General features: G+C 62.0%; 33 protein-coding genes. 6 read left to right on the forward strand and 27 right to left on the reverse strand.

The genetic code is table 11. The features are described from left to right. Positions 1 to 126 precede the first annotated feature (126 nt). Together DZG07_RS20840 and DZG07_RS20845 are read left to right on the forward strand one after the other, a co-directional pair. The gene (locus DZG07_RS20840; RefSeq protein WP_119820409.1) at positions 127 to 309 is read left to right on the forward strand and encodes a hypothetical protein; all 183 of its coding nucleotides are present in this window, start codon (positions 127 to 129) and stop codon (positions 307 to 309) included. Between the two features lie 217 nt (positions 310 to 526). Next, positions 527 to 1504 (forward strand): DUF1254 domain-containing protein, encoded by a 978-nt coding sequence (locus tag DZG07_RS20845; protein WP_245429663.1) that lies wholly within the window; start codon positions 527 to 529, stop codon positions 1502 to 1504. 10 nt (positions 1505 to 1514) lie between these two features. On the opposite strand, the gene DZG07_RS20850 is transcribed toward DZG07_RS20845, so the two are convergent. From DZG07_RS20850 to DZG07_RS20910, 13 genes are all read right to left on the reverse strand, one after another. Continuing rightward, positions 1515 to 2204: a phage minor head protein gene (locus DZG07_RS20850; RefSeq protein WP_119820411.1), complete on the reverse strand. Its 690-nt coding sequence runs from the start codon at positions 2202 to 2204 to the stop codon at positions 1515 to 1517. Beyond that, entirely contained in the window at positions 2191 to 3759 is a 1569-nt protein-coding gene (locus tag DZG07_RS20855; RefSeq protein WP_119820414.1) for a DUF935 domain-containing protein, read from the reverse strand. Before DZG07_RS20855 ends, DZG07_RS20850 begins: the two co-directional genes overlap by 14 nt. Continuing rightward, entirely contained in the window at positions 3759 to 5132 is a 1374-nt protein-coding gene (locus DZG07_RS20860) for a terminase family protein (protein ID WP_119820417.1), read from the reverse strand. The genes DZG07_RS20855 and DZG07_RS20860 overlap by 1 nt, the downstream gene beginning before the upstream one ends. Next, complete coding sequence (locus DZG07_RS20865) at positions 5129 to 5713, reverse strand: phage protein Gp27 family protein (RefSeq protein ID WP_119820419.1); 585 nt, start codon at positions 5711 to 5713, stop codon at positions 5129 to 5131. Before DZG07_RS20865 ends, DZG07_RS20860 begins: the two co-directional genes overlap by 4 nt. A 1-nt stretch (position 5714) precedes the next feature. Beyond that, entirely contained in the window at positions 5715 to 6029 is a 315-nt protein-coding gene (locus tag DZG07_RS20870; RefSeq protein ID WP_119820422.1) for a hypothetical protein, read from the reverse strand. Then, positions 6026 to 6445, reverse strand: a complete 420-nt coding sequence (locus DZG07_RS20875; protein WP_119820425.1) for a DUF2730 family protein — start codon at positions 6443 to 6445, stop codon at positions 6026 to 6028. Before DZG07_RS20875 ends, DZG07_RS20870 begins: the two co-directional genes overlap by 4 nt. After that, positions 6423 to 6626, reverse strand: a complete 204-nt coding sequence (locus tag DZG07_RS20880; RefSeq protein ID WP_245429664.1) for a hypothetical protein — start codon at positions 6624 to 6626, stop codon at positions 6423 to 6425. Before DZG07_RS20880 ends, DZG07_RS20875 begins: the two co-directional genes overlap by 23 nt. Positions 6627 to 6824: 198 nt before the next feature. After that, positions 6825 to 7910 (reverse strand): N-acetylmuramidase domain-containing protein, encoded by a 1086-nt coding sequence (locus DZG07_RS20885; RefSeq protein ID WP_119820431.1) that lies wholly within the window; start codon positions 7908 to 7910, stop codon positions 6825 to 6827. Between the two features lie 105 nt (positions 7911 to 8015). Beyond that, entirely contained in the window at positions 8016 to 8366 is a 351-nt protein-coding gene (locus DZG07_RS20890) for a helix-turn-helix domain-containing protein (protein WP_119820434.1), read from the reverse strand. Next, positions 8363 to 8587, reverse strand: a complete 225-nt coding sequence (locus DZG07_RS20895) for a hypothetical protein (RefSeq protein WP_119820436.1) — start codon at positions 8585 to 8587, stop codon at positions 8363 to 8365. The genes DZG07_RS20890 and DZG07_RS20895 overlap by 4 nt, the downstream gene beginning before the upstream one ends. Then, positions 8584 to 9486, reverse strand: a complete 903-nt coding sequence (locus DZG07_RS20900) for an MT-A70 family methyltransferase (protein ID WP_119820439.1) — start codon at positions 9484 to 9486, stop codon at positions 8584 to 8586. The genes DZG07_RS20895 and DZG07_RS20900 overlap by 4 nt, the downstream gene beginning before the upstream one ends. Then, positions 9483 to 9722 (reverse strand): hypothetical protein, encoded by a 240-nt coding sequence (locus DZG07_RS20905; RefSeq protein ID WP_119820442.1) that lies wholly within the window; start codon positions 9720 to 9722, stop codon positions 9483 to 9485. The genes DZG07_RS20900 and DZG07_RS20905 overlap by 4 nt, the downstream gene beginning before the upstream one ends. Continuing rightward, a complete protein-coding gene (locus tag DZG07_RS20910) occupies positions 9719 to 10330 on the reverse strand; it encodes a regulatory protein GemA (RefSeq protein WP_119820445.1) in 612 nt (203 codons plus the stop codon). The genes DZG07_RS20905 and DZG07_RS20910 overlap by 4 nt, the downstream gene beginning before the upstream one ends. A gap of 104 nt (positions 10331 to 10434) precedes the next feature. On the opposite strand from DZG07_RS20910, the gene DZG07_RS20915 reads away from it, so the two are divergent. After that, positions 10435 to 11139: a hypothetical protein gene (locus tag DZG07_RS20915; RefSeq protein ID WP_119820448.1), complete on the forward strand. Its 705-nt coding sequence runs from the start codon at positions 10435 to 10437 to the stop codon at positions 11137 to 11139. 36 nt (positions 11140 to 11175) lie between these two features. Here the strand turns inward: DZG07_RS20915 and DZG07_RS20920 are convergent, their stop codons facing one another. From DZG07_RS20920 to DZG07_RS20965, 10 genes are read right to left on the reverse strand one after another with little or no spacing between them, the layout of a single operon-like run. Next, on the reverse strand, positions 11176 to 11388 hold the full coding sequence (locus tag DZG07_RS20920) for a hypothetical protein (protein ID WP_133304766.1): 213 nt from the start codon (positions 11386 to 11388) through the stop codon (positions 11176 to 11178). Between the two features lie 5 nt (positions 11389 to 11393). Next, the gene (locus DZG07_RS20925) at positions 11394 to 11915 is read right to left on the reverse strand and encodes a host-nuclease inhibitor Gam family protein (RefSeq protein WP_119820454.1); all 522 of its coding nucleotides are present in this window, start codon (positions 11913 to 11915) and stop codon (positions 11394 to 11396) included. Then, positions 11882 to 12223: a hypothetical protein gene (locus tag DZG07_RS20930; protein ID WP_119820455.1), complete on the reverse strand. Its 342-nt coding sequence runs from the start codon at positions 12221 to 12223 to the stop codon at positions 11882 to 11884. The genes DZG07_RS20925 and DZG07_RS20930 overlap by 34 nt, the downstream gene beginning before the upstream one ends. Next, positions 12220 to 12498, reverse strand: a complete 279-nt coding sequence (locus DZG07_RS20935) for a hypothetical protein (RefSeq protein WP_119820458.1) — start codon at positions 12496 to 12498, stop codon at positions 12220 to 12222. Before DZG07_RS20935 ends, DZG07_RS20930 begins: the two co-directional genes overlap by 4 nt. Further along, positions 12495 to 12905, reverse strand: coding sequence for a transcriptional regulator (locus tag DZG07_RS20940; protein ID WP_119820461.1), 411 nt, complete (start codon positions 12903 to 12905; stop codon positions 12495 to 12497). Before DZG07_RS20940 ends, DZG07_RS20935 begins: the two co-directional genes overlap by 4 nt. Then, positions 12902 to 13543: a hypothetical protein gene (locus DZG07_RS20945; RefSeq protein WP_119820463.1), complete on the reverse strand. Its 642-nt coding sequence runs from the start codon at positions 13541 to 13543 to the stop codon at positions 12902 to 12904. Before DZG07_RS20945 ends, DZG07_RS20940 begins: the two co-directional genes overlap by 4 nt. Next, positions 13543 to 14301, reverse strand: a complete 759-nt coding sequence (locus tag DZG07_RS20950; RefSeq protein ID WP_119820466.1) for an ATP-binding protein — start codon at positions 14299 to 14301, stop codon at positions 13543 to 13545. Before DZG07_RS20950 ends, DZG07_RS20945 begins: the two co-directional genes overlap by 1 nt. Positions 14302 to 14355: 54 nt before the next feature. Further along, complete coding sequence (locus tag DZG07_RS20955) at positions 14356 to 16524, reverse strand: DDE-type integrase/transposase/recombinase (protein ID WP_119821950.1); 2169 nt, start codon at positions 16522 to 16524, stop codon at positions 14356 to 14358. Next, positions 16521 to 16976 carry a hypothetical protein gene (locus DZG07_RS20960; RefSeq protein ID WP_119820469.1) on the reverse strand — a complete coding sequence of 152 codons (456 nt, stop codon included), beginning with the start codon at positions 16974 to 16976 and terminating at the stop codon, positions 16521 to 16523. Before DZG07_RS20960 ends, DZG07_RS20955 begins: the two co-directional genes overlap by 4 nt. After that, positions 16976 to 17824: a ParB N-terminal domain-containing protein gene (locus DZG07_RS20965; protein WP_119820472.1), complete on the reverse strand. Its 849-nt coding sequence runs from the start codon at positions 17822 to 17824 to the stop codon at positions 16976 to 16978. The genes DZG07_RS20960 and DZG07_RS20965 overlap by 1 nt, the downstream gene beginning before the upstream one ends. A gap of 597 nt (positions 17825 to 18421) precedes the next feature. On the opposite strand from DZG07_RS20965, the gene DZG07_RS20975 reads away from it, so the two are divergent. Further along, positions 18422 to 19123 (forward strand): helix-turn-helix transcriptional regulator, encoded by a 702-nt coding sequence (locus tag DZG07_RS20975; RefSeq protein ID WP_133304767.1) that lies wholly within the window; start codon positions 18422 to 18424, stop codon positions 19121 to 19123. A 366-nt stretch (positions 19124 to 19489) separates the two neighbouring features. Continuing rightward, positions 19490 to 19960 carry a hypothetical protein gene (locus DZG07_RS23965; protein ID WP_133304768.1) on the forward strand — a complete coding sequence of 157 codons (471 nt, stop codon included), beginning with the start codon at positions 19490 to 19492 and terminating at the stop codon, positions 19958 to 19960. A 1-nt stretch (position 19961) separates the two neighbouring features. Here the strand turns inward: DZG07_RS23965 and DZG07_RS20980 are convergent, their stop codons facing one another. Then, positions 19962 to 20219, reverse strand: a complete 258-nt coding sequence (locus tag DZG07_RS20980; protein ID WP_119820481.1) for a hypothetical protein — start codon at positions 20217 to 20219, stop codon at positions 19962 to 19964. A 683-nt stretch (positions 20220 to 20902) separates the two neighbouring features. On the opposite strand from DZG07_RS20980, the gene DZG07_RS20990 reads away from it, so the two are divergent. Then, a complete protein-coding gene (locus DZG07_RS20990) occupies positions 20903 to 21136 on the forward strand; it encodes a hypothetical protein (RefSeq protein WP_119820487.1) in 234 nt (77 codons plus the stop codon). A 328-nt stretch (positions 21137 to 21464) separates the two neighbouring features. Here the strand turns inward: DZG07_RS20990 and DZG07_RS21000 are convergent, their stop codons facing one another. From DZG07_RS21000 to DZG07_RS21010, 3 genes are all read right to left on the reverse strand, one after another. Further along, positions 21465 to 22085, reverse strand: a complete 621-nt coding sequence (locus DZG07_RS21000) for a deoxynucleotide monophosphate kinase (protein WP_133304769.1) — start codon at positions 22083 to 22085, stop codon at positions 21465 to 21467. 177 nt (positions 22086 to 22262) lie between these two features. Further along, entirely contained in the window at positions 22263 to 22643 is a 381-nt protein-coding gene (locus tag DZG07_RS21005) for a hypothetical protein (protein ID WP_245429545.1), read from the reverse strand. Next, entirely contained in the window at positions 22640 to 23035 is a 396-nt protein-coding gene (locus DZG07_RS21010) for a hypothetical protein (protein ID WP_119820496.1), read from the reverse strand. The genes DZG07_RS21005 and DZG07_RS21010 overlap by 4 nt, the downstream gene beginning before the upstream one ends. Positions 23036 to 23219: the final 184 nt, after the last annotated feature.

Consider the following 23219-nt stretch of genomic DNA (forward strand, 5'->3'; position numbering starts at 1 on the left):
AAACGGGTTTTGAACGGGTCAGGGCAGCCGGCAAGGCATTTCGTCGACACATGGCGCGGACAAGCAGCGCTGAGGTGCCCCAGGGCCACTTTTGGCAAAACTGCAATCTCAGCGTAGGATGGCGCCATGGGATGGCGGGCTGACCTCGCATATGACAAGGCCGAACGGGAAGAATGGCGCCGCTTCATGCGGGCGCAGCCTGTCTGGCGGCGGCTAAATATCTACGTCTGGCAGTTTCTGTTCCTGGTCGCCGTTGCTGTGATCCTTGCCGGCCCGTTCGTCTTCTCCATCATCGGCTCCCCCTCCTGATCGACCGCAAGCGATCGGGGCTCGATCAGTATGAGGCCAAGGTCCAACTATCGCCGCCGTGGCGAAATGTTATCGATCGACGGATTGGATGGGGCGGTCGCGCCTATCCCCAGTTGGCGCTGCCAGTTGCTAGACCGGCAACTTTCTAGCCTTGAAATGGGAGACCATCATGAGAAGCTTGTTTCGCTCTTGCGTCTTTGCAATTGTGCTTGCAGTCATGCCATGTGCCGAGGCGTTGGCTGACGACCCCATTCCCGTAACGCCAGACAACTTCGTCAGGGCCGAGTCGGACTTGTACTTCGGCAATATCGTCAAGGATGGCGGCCTCGGGAAATTTGTCCACCGCCGCGAGCCTGCGGAAATCGACAATCAAACGGTCATCCGGCTCAACCGCGACACATTATATTCCGCCGCCGTGTTCGATCTCGATGCTGGTTCGGTGACCGTAAAGATACCTGAAGTCGGCAAACGCTTCGTCTCAATGCAGGTCATCAACGAAGATCAGTATACGCCGGCCGTCTATTACGGCAAAGGAAACCACACCTTTACCAGGAAAGAGATCGGTACGCGTTACGTTATCGTCGCCATCCGGACCCTGGTTGATCCGGCCGATGCCAAGGACCTGGAAAAGGTTCACGCCCTGCAAGATGCGATCAAGGTAGACCAGAAGAGCGCCGGCAAATTCGAAATCCCGAATTGGGATGCCGCCAGCCAGGCGAAGGTGCGTGAAGCACTCCTCGTCCTCGCCTCAACGCTGCCAGACGCGAACCGGATGTTCGGCACCAAAGCCCAGGTCGACCCTGTCCGGCGGTTGATCGGCGCGGCTTCGGCCTGGGGCGGAAATCCCGACAAGGAAGCGATCTATCTCAATGTCACGCCTTCCAAAAACGACGGCAAGACAATCTACAAGGTCACGGCGGCGAAGGTTCCTGTCGATGGCTTCTGGTCGGTCAGCCTCTACAATGCCAAGGGCTTCTACGAGAAAAACCCCTACGACGCCTATAGTTTCAACAGCATTACGGCTCAGAAGGCTGCCGATGGGTCTGTGACGATCCAGTTCGGAGGGTGCGACGGAAAAATCCCGAATTGCCTGCCTGTCATGGCGGACTGGAACTACATGGTCCGTCTCTACAGGCCTCATCCCGAGGTCCTGAACGGCAAATGGAAGTTTCCAGAGGCGCAGGCAGTTAACTGAGAGGACCTCCTTAGCCGGCCAGCGCCAGCCCGACTATGCCTGGATTAAATGCGAAGCCCGGGTCGATGCCTGCCGGCGTCTCGATCGGCCGGCCGCGGACGAATTTGATCAGCGTCCGCTCCGGGGGAGCCTCGTCCGAAACTTCCCAGCCGTAGCGCGCTAGATCTCGCTCCGAAAGCGACTGCACGTAGCAACGGCAGTTCCAGCCATTGGGCGGGTAATGCGTGATCCACCATGGATGATCGACCGGCAGGATGACGCCGTGCCATTCGGCATGTTCATGCCGCGAATAGCGTTGCGTCAGCTCGGGATCGACATGGACGTAGCGCAGATAAGGCCGCACACGCTTCAGCCGCTGGATTTGCTGCCAGCGGCCCGCCGCATAGGCCTGCGCCGTCATGATCCTGAAGGTAAGCCCAGCACGGTAGCCGTCCGATCCGTCTTCCCAGCCGTGGCGGCGTATGGCGGTGTCCCAGCCATCCAGGAAGCCGCCGAGGCCGGTACCGTCCTCGATCGCGCGCAGCACTTCGGCCAGGATATCGGTCAGCAGCGCGTCGGTCATGCCGGCGGAACGGTCGGTTGCTGCCTCATCAATCTGGCGGACGAGTTCGGCCCAGCGGTCGGCCGGCAGCTCCAGGCGACGGCGCAGGAAGGTGATAGCCTCCTCGAAGCGGACGTTCGAGACTTCAGGCGTCGCCACGATCCGCCTCCGCGGCCTCACCGGACAACCAGGCGAGCAGTAAGGCCTGTCGCATCGCGGCGGTCAGGTCAGCCGGGGCGGCGAAGGCGGTACCGGCATGCTCAAGCGCTGCATGTGCCTCCTCGAGACTGCCGGCGCCGGCAACAAGGCCGCGGACCTTGGAGACCAGGCCATCGACCGCAGGGCCGGCAAGCTTCAGCGCGGCTTCGGCAAGCAGTTCTTCTGCCGTTCTGGACGCCGGCGCCTGTTCCTGATGAAGCGACTGCGTGCCGGCCGGCTGGCGATCCGGTTTCGACGGCGCGGGATTTGGCGCGCCAAGAACCTCGGCCCCGTCCTCCGGATCGGACAGGCCGAACTTGTCGCGGATTTCTGACGCCTGGACGCGAAGGCCGAGCGGGACGAGCTGCGAAAGCGAGGTAGAAAGCTGCGCCAAATCCTCCTCGTCCGGCCGGGCGATGCGCAGGCGCGGATAGCGCTCCTGCGGCCCATATTCCAGGTCGATCCAGATGCGTATCAGGTCGCGATTGAGGATCGCCGAGAGTGCGCGGGCGTCGGCCCGCTCGATATCGGCCTGGACCTGTCTATGCTCCTGGCTGACGGCATGACCGCCCGATATCGCATCCGTTGTCGTCGTCTGGCCGAGGACAGCTTTAGAGACCTGACGGTCGAGCCAGTCGACGCGCTTTTCGTACAGGTCCGACGAAGCGCCGACCGACTTCGATTCGATGAACTCGATGTTCATTCCTTCCGGCATGATCGCGGCGCAATCACCGGCAATGTTCGCCACCGCGCGATAGAGCGTGTCGCGATCGGCTTCGGTCGCGCCCGGTCCATATTTGCCGACCCGGATCGGCTGGCCGTAAGTCTGCGTGAAGATCGCCCAATCGCGATTTGAAAAGGCCTTGAACATCCATGCCCATGTCGCGGCGCGGGCAATGCCCGAGCGGATCGGCAGGCCGGATTTCGCCTTCAGCACGGCGCTGACGAACTTGCCGCCGGGCAGTTCCAGCTCCTCGCCATGTTCGCCAAGCATCAGGGGTGTCGTCAGGTCGCGCCGTGCCGGCCGGAACCAGCGCGGATCACGCCATTCGAGTCGGCCCGGCTGCCACTGGCCTTCAGACGTATCCCAGATGATCTCGGTGAAGGAATAGCCCTTTCCGACCGCGTCGAGGATGTCGAACAGCTCGTCGGCCAGTTCGTCACGTAGCAGCCACTCGCGCACCATATCGGCCTTGTCGACATCGGCCGAGTCGTCGCTGGCGGCTTCGACGCTCACCTCGATCTGGGCGACAGAGCGTTTGCGCGTACCGATGACGCCCAGATAATGGAGGTCGCGCTCCTCGATCGTTTCCGCCAGTTCCAGGTAGCGCAGCGGATCGCCGGCGTCGGCCTCGCGCAGGATGGTCGCGAGCCGCGCGGGATTGAGCCCGTCGCCGGGATAGCCGCTGATCGGCGAACGCACGCCTGTAACGGTCGCCGCAGCAATCTCCTGCGTCAGCACCTTACGCTCGATCGGCCGGCCCCACTGGTCGAGGATTTTGGAAGTGATCGCCATTACCAGGTACCTCCTCGAATGCCGGCGCCGAGCGGCGAGCGATAGGGATCGAGCTCGCCCATGTCGAAACGGTCGTCAGGCGCGTGGTCGAAGCCGCGCCTCGATGCCCCTTGAACACCCGTCGAAACGGCCTGATAGCGGTATTCGTAATGAGCGCCGCCGGCCGCATTGACGGCCAGGAAGCACGCCCAGGTGCGATCGGCGTGATCGTCGGTGCGCTCGGCAACAAACCGCGGCGCGCCTGTTGGCCCGGAGACCTTGCGGAGTTTGTGCAGATCGGCGCGCAAGGCCGGACGACCTTCCGGAATACGGATTGTCCTATCCTCGAAGCGTTCCTTGCCGGCCGTCGCCATGACGAGCTTGTTTGGTCCGGTGAAAAGCACGCCCTCGACACGGTGTTCGCCGTAACGACGTTGCGCATCCTCGATCGGCTTTTCGCCCATGCCGGTCTGGTCGCCGCAAAGGCGGGCAACGCGGTAGCGGCGCATGACCTGGTCAAGCGCCTCGTCCTGTTCGGCAAAGGTGGCGCGCTTCATCTCGACGATTTCGCGCGTCCAGAGCACATCGCCGACCTGCTCCAGCACCCATATGACGAAGAGATCGTTGCGACGGCCGATATCCATGCCGACGAAGCAGACGCCGCCCTGATAGCCGTCAGGATCGCCGGCAGCCTCGTCCTCGACCGAAGAGATCAAGTCGTATGGCAGCCAGGCGCTCGCCTCGTCGAGATAGCGAAGCTCGTATTCCTGCGCCCATGCGTCGTCGTCGGCAATGCCGGCGCGCAGTTCCTCGATGTCGCGCGGCAAGCCGTCCGCCACCGCCTGATAGATATCAACCGTGTGGCGCGACCACGTTTGATCCTCGGCCGTGTCGAGTTCGTAGAATTTGCCGCTCTTGCCGTTCGGGGTCGAGGTGATGCGCAGTTTCCAGCCGGCCGAGATGACCGGAAACAGTGCCTTCCAGATCGCACCGGAATCCTTGTGGAAGGCGAATTCGTCGAGGAAGACATTGGAGGAGAAACCGCGAGCGGTATCGGGATTGGCAGGCAGCGCGGTTATCTTCGAGCCGTGCGGCAGCTCGACCTCCATCGCCCGGTAGGAGCCGGAAGCGCCCTTCCAATCGAACTCCTGCGCTTCGAGCGCGAGGCCGTAGGCCTGCGCATGGCGCTTAACGCCTTCGTCCATAGCCTCCTTGGCCTGGCGCTCGCCGCGCGAGAGTATGACCCAGCGGCTACGATGCTGCTTGATTGCCACCTCCAGGGTTGTGGTGAACGTCTTTCCGGTCTGGCGGGCGAATTTGCCGATCTTGAAGCGCGAGCGGTCGAGAAACCAGCGGCGCTGGAAGCCATAAAGGGGAACGGCCGAGGCGCTCATTTCTCGAAAATCCCATAGATGTCCTGACGGATTTTGCGAAGCACCTCTGCGCCATCGGCTGCCGACGCGCCCGATGCGGCCAGCTCGCTTTCTGCCGCGTCGACCGCTTTTTCGAGTTTTGCCCTGATGCCGGCCTCCAGTTTCGAGCGATGCTCGGCCGAGGTCTTCTGGGCGGAGCCGATAGCCTGGACCGCACGCGCCAGTTCCATCGCGCCCTTGGTGTCCACCTTGTTGCCGCCTTCGAGCAGCTCATAGGCGCGGGTTTTGATGAGCTGAGCGATTGCGGTTGTCAGGGCGTCGTCATCGCCCGGTCCCAAGGCGGCCGTGATTGCGTTGGAGATTTCGCGCACCTCGCGAAGCCGCGTGAAAGCCATGCGCTTGCGCAGCGCATAGCGCGAAAAGGCGGAATGCGAGATCGGGCCGATGCCGCGATCGGCAAGACGCGCATTGAATTCGGCGTGAATGTCGATCTGGAGCCGGCCGCCGGCCTCGATCTCGCCGATCGCCCAGGCAACGTCTGCCTCAGCCTCCGCTGGAAGGAGGTCGATCGAAGACGGGCGATGGCGGCGCGCCGTCGCCATGCTATTCGCCCGGCCGAGACGGACGCTTCACGCCCTCGATGGCGATCTCGCGTCGCAAATGCCGGTGGCCCTTTTCAGTCAGGGTCGCTACCTGGACGCTGCCGGCCGGCGTCACGACAATGGCCCCATGGTCCGCCAACCAGGCGTATTCGTCATGCACCCAGGCGCGATCCTTGCGGATGGCGAACGGACGCAGCTCCTCGATCATCAGGTCGGAATTGAGCGACTCGTCGATCTGTGCGGCGAGCGCCTTCAAGATGATGAGGCGCGCCTGCTCCCTCAAAACACGGTTGGCGGCTTCCGGGTCCAGCGTCATTTCTTTGCCTCTTCCAAAATCAGTTCCTGCCAACGCTCGCTGATCGCGGCGATTGGCTCAATGCTTTTGGCCAGGGTGTCGACGCGACCCGAAAGCCTCTCGATCGCCAGTTCCATCCGATGCGACTGCTCGCGATCGGGCAGATGCTTCATGTCGCTTTCCAGCGACTGAATACGCCGATCGTGGTCGGCGAGCTTTTCCTCGGCCTTCTTCGAATCGGACTTCAAGTAGGAATGCACCGCGCCAACGATCGAGATGATCAGCGCCGCCGCCGACAGCCAGGGCATCAAAGGCGTGATGTCCATCAGAACGTCCTCGGAAATGCCAGCCACATAAGAACGCCCGCAAAAGTGGTGGCGGCGATCGCGATTAGGCAGGTTGTCGAAGCTGCCTTCATTTGCGCGTCTCCCCGCCATGTCTGGCGCATTCCGAGGGCGTCCAGATCGCCGCGCCACAAAGGCCCGCCACGGTCTGGTCGATATTCATCTGGTCGGCTGGCGTCGCGCCCTTCGTGCCGACAAGGGACGTACCGACGACTTTGCGCAGGCCGTCAGCGCTTGCAGGTGCCTTTGACGAAGTCGAACACGCCGCCAGCATCAACGCAGCTGCGATGATCGGAACGCCTCTTTTCAGCGGCATCACCAGCCTCCTCGTTTTTCCGATTGATGTTTGCGGTGGAAGTCGCCTCTCCAAGCAGTCCGCCGTCCGCGCAGCCCTTGAGGTAGGCGATACAGGCGAGCGCCAGCGCGCCGGCGGTCAGCCAGGCGGTAAGCACTCCGGTTGGCCGAGGGCCGATCATGCCGGCACTTCCACGGTGCGACGCCGGCGCCAGATGCCAATGCAAGCCCAGGCAAGACCGCCGATCGCCAACGCCACGGCCGCGACGGTGAGACTTGCCGAAAGCCATTCGAGGCCCGCCAAGCCACCGATTTTAGCGGCGGCTTCCTCGATCGTCCGCCGGGTGGCCTCAATAGTAAGACCGCCACCAAGACCGCTGAAAAGACCGTCGCGAACCTCCTTCAGCTCAGCCAGTTTCTGTTCGCCCGGCCGATCCGCCGCGCCCTGGCGGTAGCGGTCGACGGCGCGCATCGTCTCCGGGCCGGCAATGCCATCGACCGTCAGGCCGAACGCCGCCTGAAACGCGCGCACCGCCGAGGCGGTGGCCGGGCCGAAATCGCCATCGATGGAAACTGATTGTCCGGCCCGGACGAGCAGCGTCTGAAGCTCGCGAACACGCGCGCCGCGGCTGCCGAGCCGCAGCATGCCCTCCGACGAGGGCGGCGCCGAACTGGCGGCCGCGCCGGCATGGCGGCGATAGGCGGCCGCGATCTTCGTATGATAGCCGTCCTTGGCGAAGTTCGGCCCGTTGTAGCCGCGGGCGAAGGCCGTCCAGTCGCGCCGCTGAAGCGCACCGGCGAGCCCCGCCTTTTCGATATAGCGCACCATAAGCTCGATCTGGCCGGCGACGCCGTCGCGGGCCGTGTTCACCAGCTTGGCAACACTTTCATACCCCAGCCAATTCCAGTGCGCGCCCATCACCTGGCCGAGGCCCCAGGATACCGATTCCAGGGCTGCAATCGCATCGATCTCGATCGCCCGGTTGATCAGCGTCCAGCGGGCTTCCTGCGTCGAGGGGTTCTTGACGGCGCCGGCGTTCGGATGCGCCAGTCCCAGGCGGCGGGCCTCAACGCGGGCTTCACCCGTCAGACGGCGGTCGAAGTAATGACCCTCGAAGCGGATCATCGGTTCCTTGCGGCCGTTGACGATGGCATAGACGCGGCCGCCGCTTTCGATCTCGATCACGGCTAGAAGTGCGGCCGTCTCGCATCCAAGCCGCTGCGCGAATTGCCGCGCGGCGATCATCGTCTCGCTATCGAACATGACATTGCCCTACGCCGTTGCAGAAGTCGGCAGGACAGGGTCCAGCCGACGCGCAGAATGGGCGCATGGGCGGTTGCGAAACAGCCACAAGTCCTTGCGGAGAAGTCAGAAGAGATCGAGCTGACGCTCTTTGGCAGGCTTGAGCCATCCGCGCACGGAGACGTCAGTGCTCCTCAATCTGCGCGCGATTTCTGCTGTCGACAAGCCCTTTGACCAATAGACCTCGGCGATCCAGCGCTTCGCAAGCGGCACCCGGCGCGGCAAGCGCTCTGCCGCCTCGGCCAGGGCGGCGGCCTTGTCGCGTCCGACCAGGCGCGCAACGCGCGACCGGCCTTGCGGCATCCGCGCCAGATAAAGCTCGGCACCGCCGAATTCCGTCAGGAACGCAATCGTGAGGTCGATGCCGAGGACTCTCACATAGGGCTCCACATTGGCGGGGACGGGAATCTCGGTCATTTGCGATTGCTCAACTGGCATTCCAGGCGCATTTGGCGTGAGCGGAGATCGCGCAGCCGCACCTCCAGTTCCAAGCGATAGTGACTGCGCGGCCGCAGGCCCGATATCCGCACCGCCAGGGACTGACACTCCTCCTCGATGCGCGCCATCTCGCTCTGCTCGCGCCAGACCAGAAGCGGCGGCGGAAGCGATGAGACTGGCGAGCGCTGCGCGGTCATCATACTTTCCCCCATCGCCGCGGCCTGTTACCGTCAAGGCCATGCGCAACCTGCTTTCCATGCTCCTTGTCCTTGCGGCCGGCTCGCCCGCCCTTGCCGACGATCGGGCGCTCGGCGTCGCCATGGCGATCGCGGCCGGAAAGGAATGCAGCGGGATCTCGCTCGACCTGGATGCTGTCGCCCGTCTGATCGCCGAAGAGACCGTTTCCGATCCCGCTTTCGAGGACCGCGTTACCGGCGGCTATCTGGAAGGCGCCATCCTTCGCATCCGCCATGCCGACGCCGCCGACCGGGTCACTCATTGCAACCGGATGCGGGAAATCATCGTGCAGGCCGGGTTCGGAAACTGAAAACTTGGCGGTCTCATTGCCCCACACGTCATTGCCAGGCCAAGGCTCACGGGCGAACAGCTCGGCCATGAACTGATCTGGCAGGAGTGCCGACATCATGGCGCGCGCCTCGGGCGGCTTGCGACTGTGTTCGCGGCGAATGGAGTCGATCAGATTGCGAACGGATTTCGAGCGAACCACCGGCTCGCCTATCGTGCCGATCAGGAACGGTTCTGTCGACGATCGCAAAATGTAGCCGGTGCCGAAGGTCGGCTTGCCTTTGGGTGTCCGCTTCACCCAGGCGCCGCCGGTTTTGTATGTGAAGCCGTAGTGTTTCATGAGCCGCATCGCCACTGGCAGATGAGGCCAAGTCGACCACATCCAAAGCAGGCAATTCCCCGAGGCGAGATAACCAACGGGCAACGCCGCCAGTTCGTCCTCACTCATCGTCTCGTAGTGTGCTTCCGGGCTTTTCTCGTATCCCTTTTCCGACCGCATCTCGTAGCGGTAACAGGGGTCGATCAGGAGACCGCCGTATTTGAGCGGCGTCAGCCCATGGAAAGGCCACGTCATGGGCGGTCCTCGTCGATACGCCAGCCTGCCTTGAGCGCCGTCACCACCGACACGCTATCGGCGTGACGCTTTATCACCAGCTTGACGTTCTCGATCGTGACGCCGATTGCGCCGAGGCGCACACCGTTGGTCACGCGGCTGGCGAGATGATTGCGAACGGCCTCCACGTCGAGGCCATGCGCGCGCTCCAGGTAGCGCAGCACTGCATGGTCGGTGACGCGGATCGGCGGCTTCATCCGGCCTTCACCGTTCTGATCAACGCGCCAAGCGCGTTCATCACTGGCATCCAATCGCGTTCGCCCATCCGGTCGACCGGTTTCGCGAGGTCGGAAACGAAAGCACGAAAACCTTGCGGATCGACCTTTTCGCACCGCGCCAGTATCTGCCATTGCGCCACCGCGATTTTCGCACCTGGGCAGCGCAGCCAAGCCGGAAGGGCGACGCTGTCGCTCCAGTCGACATGCGCCTCGCGCGCCATCCAGGCCTTCAAGGCATCGACGGCCTTGGCCGCATCTTTGCCGTCGAGGAGAAATCGGGTGTGGTCGATGTTTGTCTGTCTTTTGACAAACATCAGCATGGCGGCATCGCGCCGATCGCGGACGATGCCGAGGTTCCAGGCATCGATCCAGAGCGCCTGGAGCTTCTTTGCAAACGGCCCCTGAAGGCCCTTTTGAACGGGCATGAAACCATGATTGCGAAACTCCGAAACAACGCGCTGGCGCTCGGCCTCGCTCATATCGCGGGTGGAGCCCTTGCCGGTGACGCGGACGAGGACCGCACGATAGGTGTCCTCGTCCAGGCCGAGCTGCTTGCGGGCAATTTGGATGACAGCGAGCGCGTTCATGCCGCGACCGCCTTATCAAGCCACAAAGAGAAACCGGGAGTCGCTCGCACAATTGCAGAAAACCGTTTTGCGCGTACGATCGTCATCGCACGAGGGGGGCACTGATGAGAGCTGACGCGGTACTGCAAGCCTGCAGCAACGTAATTTCGATTGCGATTGGAATTTTTCTCGGATTGGCCTTGGCAGACATCTCTGCGGGGGAGCGTGATTTGTGGGAGTGGCAAACGCTTATCGCCGGAATTCTGGCCGTGGCAGCTGCCGGCATAACAGTGTTCCAAATGCAGCGAATTGATGCGCGTCAGCACGAGCGGCATGGCGAGGTGATGGCGCTCAACCTTCGGGCTGATCGGCTCCGCATTCAACGTGCGACCGTTCCGGCTGCATCTGATTTTAGAAAATGGTCTCAGGAAATGACGGCGCGGCTCAAGCTGTACCAGGATGAGAAGAGCGATCCTGATGTTTTCAAGCCTTCCTTCGAGACGATGGGCAATCTTTCTGACAAGGCAGGTCAGATCAATACACTGCTGCTTGGGAAGGGATTGAAGGCTGCCGAGGACCTCTATGGCCCGGAGCTTACTCAGAGGCTTGCCGAAGCGCGCTCTGGATGGGTTAACCTGAATGAGCAACTCAACGCCGCGAAAAGCTACCTGAACGTTAGTGGGATTAGTTCGAGCGACGCCGAGCACGCCATGGACGGCTGCGTACTCTCCATTCGACCGTTGATCCCGCTGGCAGACATCATCGCTGGCGCGCTCGAAGCATTGGCAACCGAATATCGCCGAACGGTGGGCAACCCCTTTGCCGATTAGCTTCCGAAGATTCTCAATGTTGACCTTGGTCATGGCTCAACCCTCCCTCGGCTCGATCGGCACGGGACCGCTGCCGTGCGGATTGAAGCCGTGTTCCGCATCCGATAGCTCCCGCTCCAGCCGGTCGACTTCCGCCTGCCAAAGCCGCATCTGCGCTTCGCGCCGACCGAAATTGTCGATCATGTCGGCACAGACAAGCTGCTGGCGGGCATGCTGCAGGCGGCGTTCCAGGTCTTCGATCCGTTCCATCGCCATCACCCCACCGCCGTTTCGAGTTCGGCCGGTTCGATGACGAAATCCTCGCCTTCGGAAGAAATCGTAACGCCGGCGATCTGACGGGCCGTGTCGGCATCGGCAAGCATGGCGTCCCGATTGATTTCCTCCTTCACGCGAAGGAACCGGCTCAGGCCGAGCCGCTTGCAGCCCTCGATGACAGCTTCCATGCCACGAATGCCGACCTTCGGCGGGCGCAGGCGCCAACTGATGCGCCCGGTGCCGAAATCATGAAACTTGACCTTGCCTTCATTGGTCAGGGAAAGGCGATTGACCTCGCAATAGGCCTGCATGCCCTCTTCAAGCTGCGCGAGTTCCTGGGCGAGCGGAGCAAGTGCCGCCTCGACCATTTCGCCTACAGTTCTGATCTGCTCGTCAGCAGCGGCTTTCCTGGCAGCGATATCGCGCCGCAAGGTGCCGATGCGACCGACAGTCCAGACGGCATCTTCGCGCGACTGCGGTACGCGAATCAGTGCTTTTGCTTTAGCTTTGGCTTTCGCCATCGGGTCTTTTCCTCTTCGGTGGTTTCGCCGCGAACCGCGGCCAAGATTGTCCGGATGGCGATGCAATGGCCGACGCAAAGGTCGCGCAGCGCCGCGCGCTCCTCGCTGGTGGCATCGGCGAGCTGCTCGATCGCGTTGACCAGCGTTTCCGCCTCGATCGCGATCGACCAGAATGTCTCGACGGCAAAGGCGAGCGCCAGCTCCCCCGCCTGGCTGGCATTCGCGCGCCGCGGGCTGGCTATGATGCGGCCGGCAAGATCGAGCACATCGACCTGCGCTGCCTCCTGCAAAAGCTTCGGATCGCTCATCGCGCAAACCTCTTCAGAACCGTTTTCAGTGCCCGAGCCTGCTGTTCCAGTGATCGACGCGCGGCGATTTCGCCGCGCGTGTATTTGGCGTGGTCCAGCCGGCCGACCGCTTCCGCCACCCGCGTTGCCGCCGCGATCAAGTCGGGATCGGGCACATGGACAAGGCGAGGTCGCAATTCGCGGCGCGCCTCCTCCAGATGCTGTTCGATCAGCGGCGAGATGGTTTCGACCAGCCGTTTGACGTGTGTGGCGGCGTGATCGGCCGGCGCGCTCATGCCCGTTCCCTGTCCGGCTTGTGCGAGGAATGCGGGCAACCAGCCCGGCAAGCGCGATAGACGGCGGCGCGAACCGACGAGGTGGCGGCGAATGGCTTTTTCTGCCATGTCAGGCACTGGTCGCGCCCGACTTCCCCGAGCACCGGGCAAGACACGACATGCCCCATCAAGGCCCCGCGCACGGTCTCCTCGACGCGAGCCATGTCGCCGCGATAGCGGTTGTTGATGACGGTGGAGATGGCGCTCGCCGAGTAGCCGACGCGCTTTTCAACGCCCCTCAAGCCCTCGCGATCGGCGAGCGTGGCAAGTTCTGCCACCCAATCCGGCGGCATGCCCCAGGCATCGGCCGCTTTCTGCGCCATACTGCGCTCAACCCGAACCGTGCCGGGTGCCGGTCCGCGGTTCATGGCCGGTCCTCCTCGGCGATCGTCTCGCCCATCACCGCGTGGCGGTTCTGGTCGAAGACCAGCTTGGCGCGAAGGATCATGGGCGGTCGCGGCCCGGTATTGCGCGACGGTTTAAGCCGCCAGACCGCGAAACGAGCCGGACCGCCTTCAGCCACCTGGAGAAGGTAGCCGGCACGGGCGAGGTTCTGGATGTAGGTTTTTGCCGTGGCCAATGTGACCGCGATGTCGTCCGTGGAGCCGAAGGTCACGAGGTCTTGGGGCGTAAATCCGCGCCGCCCGGTCGGTCCCCGCATCACATTCCACATCTGTTGCTGTCCGGTGGTCGGACGGACGATCTGCCCGTCGCGAGATACGATCGGCGTCTCTTCGGGCCGTTTCAGCAGACGATAGACGCGTTCGTCTCGTCCGAGCAGGCTCGCTTGGCTCGATGTCACTTCCGCCACGCCAGACTGCACGAGGCGCTTTACGAAAGCGCGGATTGGCGCCGTTCCCGCATCGTCTGTGACCGAACGAATCTGGCTTACGGTGAATTCACGCCCATCGCCGGCGTCGAGCGCCCGCATGACGCGCCAATAATGGTCTTGTCCACGATAAAGCGGCTCGGTCTTCTTGAGTGTCAGCTTGAGGGTAACCGGCATCAGGCCACCCTCCGCGACTGGAAGCGTTTCGGGGTTTCGCCGGTGAAGATGCGACCCTGATAGGTGCCGACATCCAGTTCCGGCAGTCCCGCATTGGCGGCAAAGCTCGCTGCCGCGTTGAGCGTGGTCGCAATGCGCCGTGCCTTCCCGCCGGTCTGCTCCCGGATGGCGTCGAGCAGGCGGTCGGTTATGGTCAGCTTGGGATAGAGGAATGACGCCAATGCCCGCGCATCGTCGAGGTCGCAGGGCTGCGCAAGCACCCAATCCAGCACACGGTTATGGACCCGTTCGAACGGCTCCAGCTTTTGCGGCAACAACTCCTCGCCAACGAGCAGGACGGGAACCTGTGCCGCCTTGTTGATGTCGCGGACCAGTTCAATCATGCCCTTGTCGACCAGCTTGTCGGCCTCGTCGATGATGACAGGCCGGGCCGGATCGTCGCCCAGCCGCGCAATGATCTCGTCCATCATGTCGCCGATCGTGCCCCGCGGACGAGCCACCCCCAGCTCGGCGAGAAGCGCCTGACAGAATTTCTTGCGCGTCCAGAAGTCGAAGACCTCGACGAACAATGCGCCCGTCCGGTTCCAGCAATATTGCGCCGCCATCGTCTTGCCGTAGCCGGAAAAGCCGCTGAAAACCCCGATGTTGGGTAGATGCGCTGGGCGATGTATCAGCGCATCGACAAGCGCGAGACAGGAAGCCACGTTCTTGAGAGGAGCCACCGATCCGGGTTTAACAGTGTGGGTGTTGCCGTTCATGTTGCCGTCCTTATTTTCCGTGTTGCCTTACCCGGCCATCATTTTAGCAATCTCTTAAAGACGCATGGCCTCGGCGCCGAACTCGTCGAACATTGCGCGCATGGCGCGGTACTCGGACCCGGTCTGATACGCTCCGAGCCATAGAAGATCGTCGTCGCGAAGCCGCTCGCCACGGTTGCGGCGCTGCTCCAGATCGAGCGCGCGCCGAAACCGCTGCTCGCGTGTTTCCGGTAGGCGCGTCACCGCCGCGGTCGACATGTTCGACGATGAGGGGATCGGTTCCGCTGCCGTGGCCTCGTCGCGCATCTGCGCATGGATTTCGGCAGCACGGTCGGACAAGGCGTTCGGTTGCGCCGGGGCGGAAGCCGACGCCGCAGCGCCGAGGGCCGGCGTGGTGTGGATTTCGGCGCGCTGCGGGAAAGCCAGCAGATTGCCGGCGCGCTTTTCGGCCTGGTTGCGCATGGCATCCACGACCGCGCGTGGACCGATACGGCGCATTTCGCGCCGGATGTCCTTTATACGACCGTCGACATGCGCCTTTTGCGCAGCCTTGACCTTGGCGATGGTTTCCACCGGATCGAGGCCGCCAAGTTCGGGGCAAACCGCTTCGCCTAGATAGGTCTCGCCGTCCGCTTCGAACAAAAGCACGCGACCGAGGTCGGCGGGGTCCATGCGGCAGAACACGGTTTCGCCGGGCATGACCGAACCGGTCAGATAATGCGCGCCGTCGATGCGTATGCCGGTTTTCGTGACGGTGCGCAGCCCGTCCTTGCCGGGCACCGGCGCAAGCAGGATGTCGAGTGCGGCAACATTGTCGAGGCGACGGATCGAGCCAGCGAAGGATGCAGCGACTTCGAAGGGAGTCCGCCGGCCGAGTCCCTCATGCGGCGTCGAGGCGTAGATTTTGTCCGTCCAGTCGTCGCACCACGCCTGAAACGCTGCGAGGTCCATGTCGACGCCGAAGAGCTCGGAAGGATCGGCTCCGAGCCGCTGGGCGAATGCCTTGCGCCCCTCGATGATCTTGCGGTCCGCAACGCTGTGGCCGACGAAGCCCGGCAGTCCGGCAAGATCGCGCTGAAACGTCCCGATCGCGCGTTCCACCATGCCTTTCTGTTTCGGGCTGTAGGGCGCCGAGAACTCGACCTCGATGCCAAGGGCGGCAAACAGCCGTTGCGTCGCGGTGGCGGCGAAATCGCTGCCATTGTCGATCTTGATCTTTTCCGGCACGCCCCACGCGAGGATGGCTTTGCGGGTGAGCAGGCCGACGCCGGATGCACGCGGTGTTCGGGTTGCAAGCACCTTCGTCCGGCGCGTTAGCACGTCGATCGCCAGATAGATCGAGTGGCGTCCCTCTTTCAGCATCACGTCGGCGGGAGATGCGTCGATCTGCCAGCATTCGTTGATGCGCGAAGCCCTCGCCGCATTGACGAGCGCGAATTCGGTCTTGGAACGATAGCCGTCCGGGTCGGTGAGAAGCTGGAGTTCGTTGCAATACTCCTCTTTCCAGAGCGCAAGCTGGCGCTGGAATGTGCGGATTGGCGGTGCGCGGAATTCGTCGCCGAATTTGTCCGTGACAAGCTCCAGCGCCCGCTTTGTAGACAGGAAAGGCATCTTGGCGATCGCCGCCAGGGCGAAGGTGCGCACACGCCCGTCAAGCGCCCGGTCGAGCTGGCTCGTGCCCTTGCGTGCGGTTGCTGGATCGTGCCCGAGTGCGTTGGAGCCGGAGCCGTCCCTAGTCGACCGCCACCGGGCCAGCGACCGGGCGCTTGCCTGCCGTATCTGCTCCCGAACCCAAGCGGGAACGTCAATTGAACGGCTGTTGTAGACGCCGGCAAAGAGTGTATCGGCGGCAACGATCGAAAGATTCTGCTCACGGCGAAAGCGATCTGCAAGATTGAGCAGCACGAGTCGCGCGTCGCGCTCGGTGCGCGCCCTGGCCGTTAGCCTGTCATCCTCGCAGAGCGACGGGCGCAAATCGGCCGGCTCGACTCGGCAATGACGGCCGGCATAGGCAATGCGCGTCGAGAGCGGCAAGAGATCGATATGGAATTCGTCGCCGCCGCCGCCGGCCCGCCCGGCGCGCGGACGGCAAAGACCGGCATGGCTGGCCCAATTTTCGCGGGCGATAAGTGCGTTCATGCCGCGCTTCGTCGCCGGAAGTCCGGGCAATTCCCCGGTGGCTGCAAGATCGGCGAACTCGGCAGCGGTGAACCAAACCTTCATCGGCCCGCCTTCCATCGCGCTTCGACGGCTTGTTTCCGGCGCGAAACCTCGCGCTCATGCTCTTCGATGAGGTGCAACTCGATGAGCGAGCCATAGCGTTCCGGCACCACGACATGGCCGAACAAGGAGGCGACGAAACCGAGCAAGTCATGGCAGCCGGTCGCCGTCACCAAGGCGACGAACCGCTCCAGCGTAATCCGATGGCCTTCCTTGGCCTCGGAGGCGTAGGCGTCCAGCATGTCGGCACTGATCGAATAGCCGAGTTCCTCGCTCATTCTGGCGGCGACCTCGGCGCGGGGCTTGCCGCATTCGCGCAAGGCCAGAGCCACGGCCCGGCTGATCTTGGAGCCGAGCCGGTTGCCGGCAAGTTGGTCGGGTTCGAAACCGAGCGCGACCTTCGGTGGTTCCCAATCGAAAAGGTCCGGTGTGAGGCGATCCCGGCTCCTGCTCATCAGAACCAGCCCCGGCTCTTGGCATGATCGCGGATCGCCACTTCATGGGCATCGAGGAAGTCGGCGCGCTGCCTGCCGGACAGGCGGGACCAGTTGCCGACCGTGGAGGCGAAGAGCTTTTCTGCTGGCGACAGGAGCCGCCGGCCTTCGATCAGTGTGAGCGCGTCGGCAACGCTTCCGGCCGCCGGCGGGCTGGCAAACAGCATGTCGCAAATACGGGCCTGGACATCATGAGGCTGTTCGGACAGGAGCTTCAATCCGGCCTGATGGTCCTCCAGCCATGTGTTCCGCAGCCGGGCCTTGGTCCCATCGGCAAGGCCGCGCATGATCGCGACGGCCACTTCGATCGCGCGCCGCGAAAGGCCGGTCATTTCGGCGGCTTCGGAACTAAACGCAAAAATTTCGCTTTGATCAGCGCGAGCGGCCTTCGCCTTGGCGCTTCGCCTGTCGCCGCCCTTGCGGCTTGCAGGATAGAGCAGTTCATGAACCCGCTTCAGCTCGACGAGGTTCTCCGCGCGTTCGAGCTTCGTCAGTTCCTCGCGGTTGAGATTTTCGGTGATCTCCAGCAGACGGCGGCTTTCCGGCGTCAGCAGAGAGGCCGGTATGGCGCGCACGTCAATTTCTGCCGCGCCGCCCAGATCGAGAGCGGCAAGACGAGTCGCTCCAGAAATGAGCGTGAAGCGGCCGGTCTCCTCTGCCGCAACGTTGATTGGATGCTGCGGCTGCCCGCCGTCGCCTATTTCGGCTCGTAGGGTTTCGACACGCCAAGCCTTGACCTGCCGCAGCCGGTCTGCCGGCACGTCGATCAGATCGATCGGGACTCGCTTGAACTGAACTTGAAGCTTCATGCCGGCTCTCCTGGAATACGATGCGCGCCCGCCGCTGGGCGGGGGGATGCGGCGGGCGCGCTTTCCGTGGCTACGGGGGGACAGGCCACGGAACGGGTGAAGAGCGTGATGCCGATCGCGCCCATCAACAGGATGGACAGGATCAAGGTCGTAGAGACGAGGATCGCGATCGGCGGGAATGGCCGATCAGCGCGGACGGGCTGGAACGGATTTCTGTCGGGATCGAGCCGTTTCACGGACGAAAGGCTACTCATAGCGTCCCCTCGCGGTCCGCGTGGCGACCATCCTTTTGACTCGCTTGAATGTGCGGGCTTCTGCTAGGAGTCGTCCGTCGTCTGCCATTGGGCCAGTACCGGTCCGGCCAAAGCGCCGGCAAGGAAACGCCGAGGGCAAGCGAGATCGCTTTTTCGGCTTTCGGATAGGGAGACCCGAGGGCCGCGGATATTTCTGACGCAGAGACCGGGGTCGTGGCGGCAAACTTCTTCAGCGAGCCATGCCGCCGCTTGATCTCTGCGAGGATCGCATGGCGATCCCAAATGGTCGTGTGCTGTTGCACCGGCTGTTCCTTGAATTGACCGAGCAGGCCCGCCGGCCTGTTTGGTCGCAAATCAGTTCTGGTTTTCCAGAACACCATATCTGGTGATTCGGATCAACCAGATTTGGTGGTTTAATTGGGTGCTGTGGATGAACATGTCGGACGAAGAGGATTCGCGACTCCTGCTGGTCCGTGAACGCTTGCGCGCCACGATGGAGGGGAACGGCGGTCAGAAGGCCGTTTCGAAGTTGACGGGCATCCCGGTCAACACGCTGGGCAACTATGTTCGCGGCATCGTAGCGGAACCCCCTGCATCGAATCTGGTCAAGATCGCGAAGGCCTGCGGCGTTTCGGCGTCCTGGCTGATGGGACTGGAAAAGAGCGGGTCGAGCCCGATCGGCATCAGCGCCGGCGACGTTGAGGCTTATGAAGGTCAGCCGATCGTTTTCGGAAGCAAGGCGGCAAAATCTCACTGCCGCTGGAGGGTGGCGAGCCGGGCCTTGGAACTGGCAGGCTATCTTCCGGGCGACCTGCTCGAATTCGACCTGGGCGGAAGGCCGAGCAGGGGTGAGCCCGTCGTGGCCGAAGTCCGCAACGAGACGGGCGAGGTCAGTTCGGTACTGCGCCTGTTCCAGCCACCCGTCCTGACGGCGCACACGGCCGACCCGACGATAGATGCCCGCCCGATCCAGCTCGATCCGGCTGAAGCCCGGGTGAAAGTGCTAGGCGCATTTATCCGGATGGTCCGCGAGCGCTCAACGTAACCTTTCCTGCACCCAAACGGTGCGCCCGCAACGCCGGCAGAGACTTCCAGAAGATGAGTTTCGCCCGGCTAGGCCGCGAAAAGGCCTTCAACGGCCGTTCCACATTTCCCACCTCGTGAGAACGACAATTTGCCGGCCAGGGTGCATTCCGTTGGAATCCCGGCTTTTCGCCCTGGTGGGAACTATGCTGCCGCAGGAACGCCTCTTTTCCCACCATCGAAACTGAAAGGTCGTATTTCCGGGGAGATTCAGCCCGCCGGAATTGCGGTGGTCGCGGGACAGGTTGTTGATGTGCAACTTCAGTTGGCATGCTCGGGCCTCAAACGCCGGCCGCAGTGATTGCGCCGTTTCTCGCCGAAACCCTTTATGTCGCCGCGCTTTTTCGGCTCTTACCGGCTATTCCCACTAATTCCCGGCAAACGCCGCCAACTGCCAAGTGAAGTTGCGCGTTACACCACGGCAATCAAATGCTTGAAGATTATCAATGATTTGGGAATGGTGCTGCGAGAGAGGATTGAACTCTCGACCTCTCCCTTACCAAGGGTATTACTTAAAGTATACAATCCTTATATTGTAAAGGATTGCGGCCCATCTTTTCAAGACTGCACGGATTTTGTGCGTGTTGGATTTGGCTTGCCACCCGTTGCCCGCCACCCTGCCACACTCTATTTTCCCCGAATGAAGCCACCAATCTACACCCTGTACATGGTCCAGGTTTTCAAGTCGCCGCATTGGGTGCATGTCCTGTCGACATACGACAAGACGCTGGCGAAGCAGACTTTGAAAGAGATAGGCAAGTCCGGCCGAATCGAGGAAGTCAAGGTGCGGCGGAAGTAGGCTATCGCCCCTTCGCAGACGCGTACGGATTTTTCACGGTCTTAGGCATGCGGGTCATTCCGAAATTCTTACCGTGGCACTTGCTGCAATAAAAGTGACGCTTGATTTCGTCGAAGAGCATGCCCTGGTTTGGCCCGGTCTTTGCCTTCAGGCGCTCCAGATCCATCTCGCCGTGATGCTCGCAGGCCGCGTTATAGCACCACAGCATGATCGTCGTGCCGTCGTCGATGAAGTCTTGGACGCAGTTTTTGTAGACCATCCGGCTAGACCTTACTGTCAGCACCCGGCTTATCCCGCCACCTCTGGCCATAGGCGCGGCAGATCGCGTTCGCCTTGAACGTACACGGCACGCAGGCGTCTTTGCACCGCGAGTCGCATATCATTTCTATGACATCTTTATGAGTTGGCTTCGCGTCGGCCGTAAGTAATTTGAGGCCAACAAGATGAGCGGTGTCTGGTCCCAGAACTGCAGACTTTCTTTCGCGCCCACGCACGAGCAAAAGCTCGGCCAACTCAGTCAATGTCTCCCATTTCTTCATCAGAACAAAATAGGAACATACACCTAATGAGTCAACGCCCTGCTGTGGTCGTTAACCATGAATAGGAAGATTTGTGGACGCCCCTATTACCGGTTGCGAGATGTTTCAATTTGTAACAGATTGGCATTCGGGCGTGATAACCCGGATTGGAATAGGCGCGAGTGCGCCAAACGGTGCGGTTCGCTTGGCGGCGACGCACGAACCTGGCTTCGGCCGGGGGCGGTGCGTCATGTCCAGGCGAAAGCTAAAAGCCGCCGGCTGGTCTTCCAACCAGTTATCAACCCCCGGCTCTGCGCCACACGTAGCAGCAGAGCGAACAAAAAGCATTCATTCTACCTAAACTTTGTTTGGGCGCGGTGCCCATTGGCAACACGTATTCAGATTCAAGGAAGGCGATAAAAGAATGGAAGATATCCTCGCGGCGGGGGCCGCTACCGAACGCATCCAGTGCCCGGCAGAATGCAGAAAATGGCGATTCTCGCCTGGCAGCAAAGTCAATCACATCGGCGGTGATATGCCTGCCGTGGTCATGGGCCGCACTCTTACCGGGAATGGTCGGGAGCTCTACCAGATATTCGTGCTTTCCACAGAAAGCGCGCCGGTAAAATTCTTCCTCGGAGATTATTTGAAGGGATAGCCGGCGGAAGTTGGCGGCGTTGGGTATCCGGTTATACCCGAAAAGCGAATCCGGTGATAACAGAAAACCCGCCGAACTTGCGACCGGCGGGTTGACTATTGCGCATGTGAGATACGGGAAAGTTAGCGCGTGATGCCCAGCGATTCTCGCCGCATCGTTACGGCAAGATGTCGGAGACCTGCCGCGCTGGCGGCATGATGACTTGCGGCGTAGCTAGCCTTCTCCCTGATGTCCGCTCCGAGTCGAGGCTCATCCCGGCTTACCGTCTTGCACATTGCCGACTGCTTGTCGTGCCATTGCGCCGCCAGTTCGTAGGCCTCGGCTTTATTCATGCCCAACGCCCCAGTGCCTCATCAAGCTTGTCGTGCAGTTCCTCACGGCTGCCGTCATTCGTGACTATCAGATCGGCAATGAAGTTCGCGCGCTCGGACTCGTGGCTGCCCGATATCCCGCCTCGCCCGTCGAGCCGGTAGATGTCACCGCCAAGCCGCCGGATTGTGGCCGCCTCATTCGGAAAGCGGCAATCATCGACGATCACACGTCCGCCGACTTCAATGATGGCCTCGACGCGCTGGCGCCAGATACCCACCCAGAAGTCCTCGCCCATGCAGTTTCTGCCCCATTCGGTGCCCAAGGTCTGCATGGCATGGCGCGGTGTCTTGCCCGCCAGGCGCACCGACGGCGCTTCCTTCAGATCGCCCTCGATCTCGGCTTCGGTAAGGCCGACCGCGCGGAGCATATCTTTCAGGGGTGCCGCGAACTTCACAAGGGCGTATCCCTTGGACTGGAGGTAAGCCGCCGCGGTCGACTTCCCGCTCCCCGCAGCGCCACATAGGCCGACGATCTGGGGAAGATTGTCGTTGTCGGCCTTGCCGTGAGCGCGACATGGTGGTGTACGTTGGTCGGGTACTTCTTGGTGGCCCCAAGGGCTGTATGCAAGGGCGTTCATTTTTCCTCCGAAAGTGCACGGCGATACATGCGGTGCGCGGTGTAGTATGGGCACGACGCTGATTGGCCTATGGTGTGTGCTGCCGGGCGCCAGCCCAAGTGACTGTCGGTTAAGCACTGGTCGCCTGATGAATAATCTCGCCCTCGGTCAGCATCCGATATCGGTTATCCCAAGCCATCAAGCCCCCTCCTTCTCTCGTTCCTTCACGCCCTGCCCGTCGTCAGGTACGTCGCGCACAGGCCCTTCCGGTCCCGTCACCTTGAAATCCGGATCGGCCGCAATCTGTCTGAAAACGGCAATCGGATCCTTCACGAGCGGCCGAAAGCGGCGGGCAGCGAAGGGCGGGTCATCATACCCATAGGTCGGGTCGACACCGCGATCGAGGCCGACCAGCCGAACACCGATGAACGGCGGGTCGATGTAATTGTTGAACTCGCCTATCCACCTGATTGTATAAATTTGGCCTTCCACGAGCTCGCAGGGAATCGAGACGTTCTGAATCGGAGCGTATTTGGCGTCGATGCAAACGACTTCCTGGCCGACGTAGAATTGGTTCATTTGCCTTCCCCGTCAATATTAAGAACCTCTCGGCGCGGCGCAGACTCCAAGTCCAAAATCACTTGCGCGCGCTCCTCTCCGGTCAGCTTGTGAGCATCTGGTCCCCATGAAAAATGAACTCGCGTGACGCGCTTCGCGTCCCACATATCTGCGACTGCTCGGCCCTTTTCGCCCAGCATGTTGCGATACGCATGCATGAGATATTCAGCATTTGTCGCACGATGAACCTGCTTTTTGACCTCGGCTGCGTTCGCCTCCGCACACCGCTTGCGTTCGGCAAGAATGGCGCGGGCGACAATTTCCTGTTTGCCGGGCCAAACGTTGGCGGCCGAAGACAATTCACGGATTACGGCGCCGGCCACCATGCGGATGTCTCTTGGGATTTCGGTCATGCCGCCACCCCATCAGGGGATTGGCGACGCGGCCAATCGTCGAACCCAACTGCATGGGGATTGCGGTATGTCGATCGTGCCTGTTGCCGAGCGACGGGCACGATATCGTTCGCCGGGGTATCCTTGGCGGACTTCTTAAGTTCTCGCTCACGCCTCATCTGCAACCCTAGGCGGATGCCTTCAC

Source organism: Mesorhizobium sp. DCY119 (genome assembly GCF_003590645.1).
In the GTDB taxonomy this organism is placed as follows: Bacteria; Pseudomonadota; Alphaproteobacteria; order Rhizobiales; family Rhizobiaceae; genus Mesorhizobium_M.

Coding starts and splice junctions, on each gene's coding strand:
- DZG07_RS20840 (WP_119820409.1), top strand. CDS start 127: ATGGGATGGCGGGCTGACCTCGCATATGACAAGGCCGAACGGGAAGAA.
- DZG07_RS20845 (WP_245429663.1), top strand. CDS start 527: ATGCCATGTGCCGAGGCGTTGGCTGACGACCCCATTCCCGTAACGCCA.
- DZG07_RS20855 (WP_119820414.1), bottom strand. CDS start 3,759: ATGGCGATCACTTCCAAAATCCTCGACCAGTGGGGCCGGCCGATCGAG.
- DZG07_RS20860 (WP_119820417.1), bottom strand. CDS start 5,132: ATGAGCGCCTCGGCCGTTCCCCTTTATGGCTTCCAGCGCCGCTGGTTT.
- DZG07_RS20865 (WP_119820419.1), bottom strand. CDS start 5,713: ATGGCGACGGCGCGCCGCCATCGCCCGTCTTCGATCGACCTCCTTCCA.
- DZG07_RS20870 (WP_119820422.1), bottom strand. CDS start 6,029: ATGACGCTGGACCCGGAAGCCGCCAACCGTGTTTTGAGGGAGCAGGCG.
- DZG07_RS20875 (WP_119820425.1), bottom strand. CDS start 6,445: ATGGCGGGGAGACGCGCAAATGAAGGCAGCTTCGACAACCTGCCTAAT.
- DZG07_RS20880 (WP_245429664.1), bottom strand. CDS start 6,626: ATGCTGGCGGCGTGTTCGACTTCGTCAAAGGCACCTGCAAGCGCTGAC.
- DZG07_RS20885 (WP_119820431.1), bottom strand. CDS start 7,910: ATGTTCGATAGCGAGACGATGATCGCCGCGCGGCAATTCGCGCAGCGG.
- DZG07_RS20890 (WP_119820434.1), bottom strand. CDS start 8,366: ATGACCGAGATTCCCGTCCCCGCCAATGTGGAGCCCTATGTGAGAGTC.
- DZG07_RS20895 (WP_119820436.1), bottom strand. CDS start 8,587: ATGATGACCGCGCAGCGCTCGCCAGTCTCATCGCTTCCGCCGCCGCTT.
- DZG07_RS20900 (WP_119820439.1), bottom strand. CDS start 9,486: ATGACGTGGCCTTTCCATGGGCTGACGCCGCTCAAATACGGCGGTCTC.
- DZG07_RS20905 (WP_119820442.1), bottom strand. CDS start 9,722: ATGAAGCCGCCGATCCGCGTCACCGACCATGCAGTGCTGCGCTACCTG.
- DZG07_RS20910 (WP_119820445.1), bottom strand. CDS start 10,330: ATGAACGCGCTCGCTGTCATCCAAATTGCCCGCAAGCAGCTCGGCCTG.
- DZG07_RS20915 (WP_119820448.1), top strand. CDS start 10,435: ATGAGAGCTGACGCGGTACTGCAAGCCTGCAGCAACGTAATTTCGATT.
- DZG07_RS20920 (WP_133304766.1), bottom strand. CDS start 11,388: ATGGAACGGATCGAAGACCTGGAACGCCGCCTGCAGCATGCCCGCCAG.
- DZG07_RS20925 (WP_119820454.1), bottom strand. CDS start 11,915: ATGGCGAAAGCCAAAGCTAAAGCAAAAGCACTGATTCGCGTACCGCAG.
- DZG07_RS20930 (WP_119820455.1), bottom strand. CDS start 12,223: ATGAGCGATCCGAAGCTTTTGCAGGAGGCAGCGCAGGTCGATGTGCTC.
- DZG07_RS20935 (WP_119820458.1), bottom strand. CDS start 12,498: ATGAGCGCGCCGGCCGATCACGCCGCCACACACGTCAAACGGCTGGTC.
- DZG07_RS20940 (WP_119820461.1), bottom strand. CDS start 12,905: ATGAACCGCGGACCGGCACCCGGCACGGTTCGGGTTGAGCGCAGTATG.
- DZG07_RS20945 (WP_119820463.1), bottom strand. CDS start 13,543: ATGCCGGTTACCCTCAAGCTGACACTCAAGAAGACCGAGCCGCTTTAT.
- DZG07_RS20950 (WP_119820466.1), bottom strand. CDS start 14,301: ATGAACGGCAACACCCACACTGTTAAACCCGGATCGGTGGCTCCTCTC.
- DZG07_RS20955 (WP_119821950.1), bottom strand. CDS start 16,524: ATGAAGGTTTGGTTCACCGCTGCCGAGTTCGCCGATCTTGCAGCCACC.
- DZG07_RS20960 (WP_119820469.1), bottom strand. CDS start 16,976: ATGAGCAGGAGCCGGGATCGCCTCACACCGGACCTTTTCGATTGGGAA.
- DZG07_RS20965 (WP_119820472.1), bottom strand. CDS start 17,824: ATGAAGCTTCAAGTTCAGTTCAAGCGAGTCCCGATCGATCTGATCGAC.
- DZG07_RS23965 (WP_133304768.1), top strand. CDS start 19,490: ATGTCGCCGCGCTTTTTCGGCTCTTACCGGCTATTCCCACTAATTCCC.
- DZG07_RS20980 (WP_119820481.1), bottom strand. CDS start 20,219: ATGGTCTACAAAAACTGCGTCCAAGACTTCATCGACGACGGCACGACG.
- DZG07_RS20990 (WP_119820487.1), top strand. CDS start 20,903: ATGGAAGATATCCTCGCGGCGGGGGCCGCTACCGAACGCATCCAGTGC.
- DZG07_RS21000 (WP_133304769.1), bottom strand. CDS start 22,085: ATGAACGCCCTTGCATACAGCCCTTGGGGCCACCAAGAAGTACCCGAC.
- DZG07_RS21005 (WP_245429545.1), bottom strand. CDS start 22,643: ATGAACCAATTCTACGTCGGCCAGGAAGTCGTTTGCATCGACGCCAAA.
- DZG07_RS21010 (WP_119820496.1), bottom strand. CDS start 23,035: ATGACCGAAATCCCAAGAGACATCCGCATGGTGGCCGGCGCCGTAATC.